The organism is Aliidiomarina maris, from assembly GCF_003987335.1.
Lineage (GTDB): Bacteria > Pseudomonadota > Gammaproteobacteria > Enterobacterales > Alteromonadaceae > Aliidiomarina > Aliidiomarina maris.
In genome coordinates this window covers 1-4,631 of the sequence record NZ_PIPK01000024.1, presented here as the reverse complement: position 1 = coordinate 4,631, position 4,631 = coordinate 1, and the positions used below count along the sequence as shown (strand labels likewise).

Annotated in this window: 5 protein-coding genes and 2 rRNA genes; 6 read left to right on the top strand and 1 reads right to left on the bottom strand. The window is 47.4% G+C overall.

The window, feature by feature from the left end:
• From CWE07_RS14100 to CWE07_RS14080, 5 genes are all read left to right on the top strand, one after another.
• Positions 1-94: ribosomal RNA gene (locus CWE07_RS14100) — 23S ribosomal RNA — on the top strand; the annotation flags it as partial.
• 193 nt (positions 95-287) lie between these two features.
• Positions 288-403: ribosomal RNA gene (rrf, locus tag CWE07_RS14095) — 5S ribosomal RNA — on the top strand.
• Positions 404-706: 303 nt separating this feature from the next.
• Entirely contained in the window at positions 707-1,003 is a 297-nt protein-coding gene (locus CWE07_RS14090) for a hypothetical protein (RefSeq protein WP_111570594.1), read from the top strand.
• Positions 1,004-1,180: 177 nt separating this feature from the next.
• On the top strand, positions 1,181-1,624 hold the full coding sequence (locus CWE07_RS14085) for a copper chaperone PCu(A)C (RefSeq protein ID WP_111570595.1): 444 nt from the start codon (positions 1,181-1,183) through the stop codon (positions 1,622-1,624).
• Positions 1,625-1,714: 90 nt separating this feature from the next.
• Positions 1,715-2,413: a TIGR04219 family outer membrane beta-barrel protein gene (locus CWE07_RS14080; protein ID WP_111570596.1), complete on the top strand. Its 699-nt coding sequence runs from the start codon at positions 1,715-1,717 to the stop codon at positions 2,411-2,413.
• Positions 2,414-2,502: 89 nt separating this feature from the next.
• Here the strand turns inward: CWE07_RS14080 and CWE07_RS14075 are convergent, their stop codons facing one another.
• On the bottom strand, positions 2,503-3,426 hold the full coding sequence (locus CWE07_RS14075) for a TIGR03899 family protein (RefSeq protein ID WP_111570597.1): 924 nt from the start codon (positions 3,424-3,426) through the stop codon (positions 2,503-2,505).
• Positions 3,427-3,660: 234 nt separating this feature from the next.
• Between CWE07_RS14075 and CWE07_RS14070 the strand changes: the two genes are divergently transcribed.
• Positions 3,661-4,515 carry a DUF3369 domain-containing protein gene (locus CWE07_RS14070; protein WP_111570598.1) on the top strand — a complete coding sequence of 285 codons (855 nt, stop codon included), beginning with the start codon at positions 3,661-3,663 and terminating at the stop codon, positions 4,513-4,515.
• Positions 4,516-4,631: the final 116 nt, after the last annotated feature.

Here is a 4,631-nt window from a genome sequence, read left to right as displayed (position 1 = left end):
GGGTTGTTGAAGACTACAACGTTGATAGGCGGGGTGTGGAAGCGCAGTAATGTGTTGAGCTAACCCGTACTAATTGCCCGTGAGGCTTAACCATACAACACCAAAGCATTATGGTGTTGGAATGAAGCAAGTGATGACATCAAGTGATATGACTCTGCACGAATGTGTGGGTGTTACCACGTAGGGCAGGCTTCGCCTGCCGATAGAGAATCTCAAATTCAATGCCAATCAAACTATATTGATGTGGGATTGAGTGACAACAGCTTGTCAAAGTTGAACCGAATTTGTCTGGCGGCCATAGCGACGTGGAACCACCTGAATCCATTCCGAACTCAGAAGTGAAACATGTCAGCGCCGATGGTAGTGTGGGGCCTCCCCATGTGAGAGTAGGACACCGCCAGGCATCCAAATAAACAACCCCAGCCCAAAAGGCTGGGGTTTTTTATTTGCATCCCGAGCATCCCAATCGCATGCCGCACAACCAAACCCAAACCCACCACCAAACCAACACACGCCCCGCATGCCACACACCAAACCTAAATTAAATATCCGACAAACACGTTCGTCAATTTCACCAAAATTTAGTATTCCCCATCATGCTACGTTTTCGATATATTTCTAACCAGTTGAAAATACTAAATAAAGCCTATTGGCATGCGACTTGTATATCACCATGGTATATCAACCAATTATAAAGAGGTTTTCCATGCGTACGTTTCTAATCATTACTTTAGTGGTTATTCTAACCGCCATGTTTGCGCCTGGTGCGTTGGCTTCGGTGTTAGGCGGCTTAATTGCGCTCACCGTATCGGGTCTCATTGCGCTATTGATCGTTGGCGCGGTCATGCTGTTAGTGGGGTTAATTTTCGGCAGCACGATGTTAGCGCTGATCGCCGGAGCAGTCGCGCTTGCGGTAGTTGGCTTCAGTGTGTTCTGGCCACTCATTCTTGTATTCTTTGTGGTCTGGTTATGCGTCCGTGATAATAAGCCGAGTACCGCTTAACCTTATAGACACAGGCGCCAGAGCGCAGTTAGCTAGTAAGACCACAGCTAACTGCGACAAAAGCGCGCAGATATTCTCAAACCTTAGTATCAGGTGATTGACTTAGGATGGGTTTCGGTTGTTAATAGGCTTTTGATTAATTACCGTAAGTAGCGGTGTAACCACACGGAAATTTTTATGCAAAAGCTAGTCACTGTTCTCACCTCCCTGTTTCTCACATCAACCTTATTCTCGGCATCTGTGGCGCACGCAAGCGGGCTCGAAGCTGAAGATGTCTGGCTACGCGAATCCGTACCTGGTGCTGAAAATGGCGCTGGTTTTGGTGTGTTTCATAACCACAGCGAAGAGGATATTGCGATTGTAAGCGCGAGCTCGAACGCATCGGCAGACGTCGAAATTCATCGTCACGTTCATCAGCACGGTCAAATGGCCATGGAACAAATAGATGCGCTTATCGTGCCTGCCGGAGAGTCGGTAACCCTGCGTCCAGGTGGCTATCATCTTATGTTTACGCAACTCAAGCAGCCACTAGCGGTTGGCGATAGCTATGAGTTAACTCTGCGTTTTGACAATGGTGATTCAATGCAGCTGACCGTTCCGGTTAAACCTTTGCTGCAGTAAAGCTAAGATCGTTGTACTATACCTTATGTCATGGATGGCTGTTCGGCAGCCTCCTGTATAACTAGCTGAACACTACATAAGGGTATATCAATGAAATATGCATTAGTCGCTTCTGCACTAGCGTTAGGATTAACCACCGCGGCCCCCGCCAAAGCGGACATTTTATTTGGCGTATATGGCGAAGCGCAATATTGGTTTGCCGAAACCACAGGTGGCTATGGCGCTGGTGAGAACTTCTCGAACTTTAACTTCGATGATGAAAATCAACTGCGCTTGTCTTTGGCATTACACCACCCAGTGCCCCTACTGCCGAATATACGTATTGAAACCCAAGACTTAAAGAGTCAGCTAGTGACTAGCAACGGTAGTCAGGGCGAGTTGGATTTATCTCATGACAGCGCTATTTTATATTACACCCTGTTAGACAACACATTGGTGCGTTTGCATGCAGGTGTGGCTGCGAAGCGATTTAATGGCTATGTGAGCGACACTCAAGGTAATGCATGGAACTTAAATGAAACGATTCCAACTGCCTATGCAATGGTTGGCGTTGGGTTGCCGTTTACCGGTCTAAGCGCGCATGCACGCGGCCATTTGCTGGCGATTGACTCAAGCTCAATTCAAGATGTGGAAGTCGCTTTGCAGTATCGTGTATTTGATACCGCACTGCTCGATGGTAGCGTTCAGCTTGGTTATCGATATTTCAATGTCGAGTTAGATGATGTAGCCGGCCTGTATTCGGATGTCGAATTTAAAGGTCCGTTCGTTGCTTTCCAGCTGCATTTTTAAGCACGGCGTAAACACAAGCTCAGCCAGCACCGAATAAAAGTGTGCTCATGTTGGAATCCAGTCAAGAACTCAACGTGGGCACGCTATCATTACCCCCCGAACTGCACTGCAAAATCTTTAGCGCAGTGTTCCTGCAATAACCCTAAATAAGTGTCATGAGAGCCAGCGGGTAATAGCCTCAGTAGCTCTTCACCCTGCGGCGTGAATTTATAATAAGTCAGCACTAAGCCATTGCGCTCAGCATTGAGACGCATGCGCTTGGGTCCGAATTGCATGGTGACACTTTGCCCCTTATGCAACTCCGAGCTTTCGATTGCACTCGGATACAGCACGCCAAGTTCACTTAGTAATAATATATCTGGATAGCTAAAGCCTGCTTTGGCAATATTTACCACAGTGGGTTTGTCCAAGGTAAGCCAAGTGAATACGGTAGGCTTGCGATAGTAACCGGTGAGAATTTTATAGCTACCTTGTTGCACATCGTGCCCCGTCACACTGTAGGCCCTTCTCAATACGTCCGCTTCGCGGCTGGTTAATTGGCGTAGCGTCGTGAGGGTACGGATAGAAAAGCTGCCTGGACGCGCACTCTCGGACGCTAAAATGCGCGACCATAATTGTTGCATAGCCGGATTAGAGATTTGCTGCGCGTGTTGTATGAAAGTGTGCAACCAATCTAGGTCTAAACTTTCATTAGGGCGGTTATCTGGCGCGAAGTCTAACGCTAATTTGAATATCTGCTCGATATTACTTTGTTCACGTCGGCGTTGTTGTTTAAAGCGCTTGTCAATGCGCGCGTCTAACGGGGTGTCGCTTTTCATACCAAGCTGACGATAGTCCAGGCCAAGACTGCGAAACCCTCGGACTAGTTGTTCGCGACTTGACGCGCTGGGTTTGCTGGCCGGGCGCACCGTATTAGTGGTAGCAGAGCCTGTTTGCGGCGACTTAGCTCCTGAAGCTACCTTGGGCACTGCATTGGTTTGACCTGTCGCCGATGTCGAAGAAATTTTTGTCATCTAAAGACACCACCTTTCAGTTGACCCAAGATTAGCTATCTTTACTGTATCGGAATCATCGGGTTAATCTTGAGCTTAAAACAATCCCAATTTTTATGTTGGACTTGGTTTCTTGCCAGTTTATGATGAAACAGTACATTTAACTTGCCCTTTACATGTTATTCACTAACACGCTGATTTCGTTACCTAGTGGACAACAATGCTTAAGCTATGTCAGGGCCTTGAGGCGCAAAGATGCAGGATGATAATGGAGATACACTAATATTTGCTCCTGAAGAGGATGCACCAAAAGGTGAACGCAAATATTGGCATATCTTAATTGCCGACGATGACGAAGAAATCCATGCCGTGACTAAGCTAGCTCTCGCGGGGGTTGAGCTTGATCATCGCACGCTTAAGTTTAGTCACGCATACAGCGGTGAACAAGCACTGCAGTTTCTACAAGCCCATTCAGACGTTGCGTTAATCCTGTTAGACGTGGTGATGGAATCAGAAGATTCTGGTTTGCAGGTTGCGAGACAAATTCGTGAAGAGCTTGGCAATGATGAGGTGCGCATCGTATTGCGTACTGGTCAGCCTGGGTACGCGCCGGAAGAGCGGGTAATTCTGAATTACGATATTAATGACTATAAAACCAAAACTGAACTCAACCGCGTCAAACTCCTCACCAGCGTGGTCTCTTCATTACGTTCCTACCAGCAAATCCGTACGATTAATGAAAGCCGCCGAGGCCTGGAGAAAATTGTCAATGCTGCTGCCAACCTAATGGAGCGGCACAATATTTACAACTTTTCCGAGGGGGTGGTAACCCAGTTGGCTTCGTTGCTGGGCTTGAACCCAGAGGGACTGTTGTGCGTGCGCCAACATGTTGATAGCGAAGAAATCTTAGTGTTAGGCGCAGCTGGTCATTATGCCAAAGGCATTCAACGGCCGTTAGGCGCCATTAATGACGCAAAAATAATGCGCTATGTGAAGGACTGCCTGGCACAACAACAGCATCTATATTTTGACGATGCGAGTGTATTCTTTATTCAGGGCAAAGGCATCAAAGCAGCCGCATATATTGATAGTAGTCAACGGCCTTGTTGATCAAATCCGTACCGAGGGTAAAATTGCCCCTTTCCCACCTGGGGTTAGCGCACCATTTCGCTCACAGGCATCCCAAGGCGTGTTAATTTATTAAGTACGGCGACCCGTACATAACC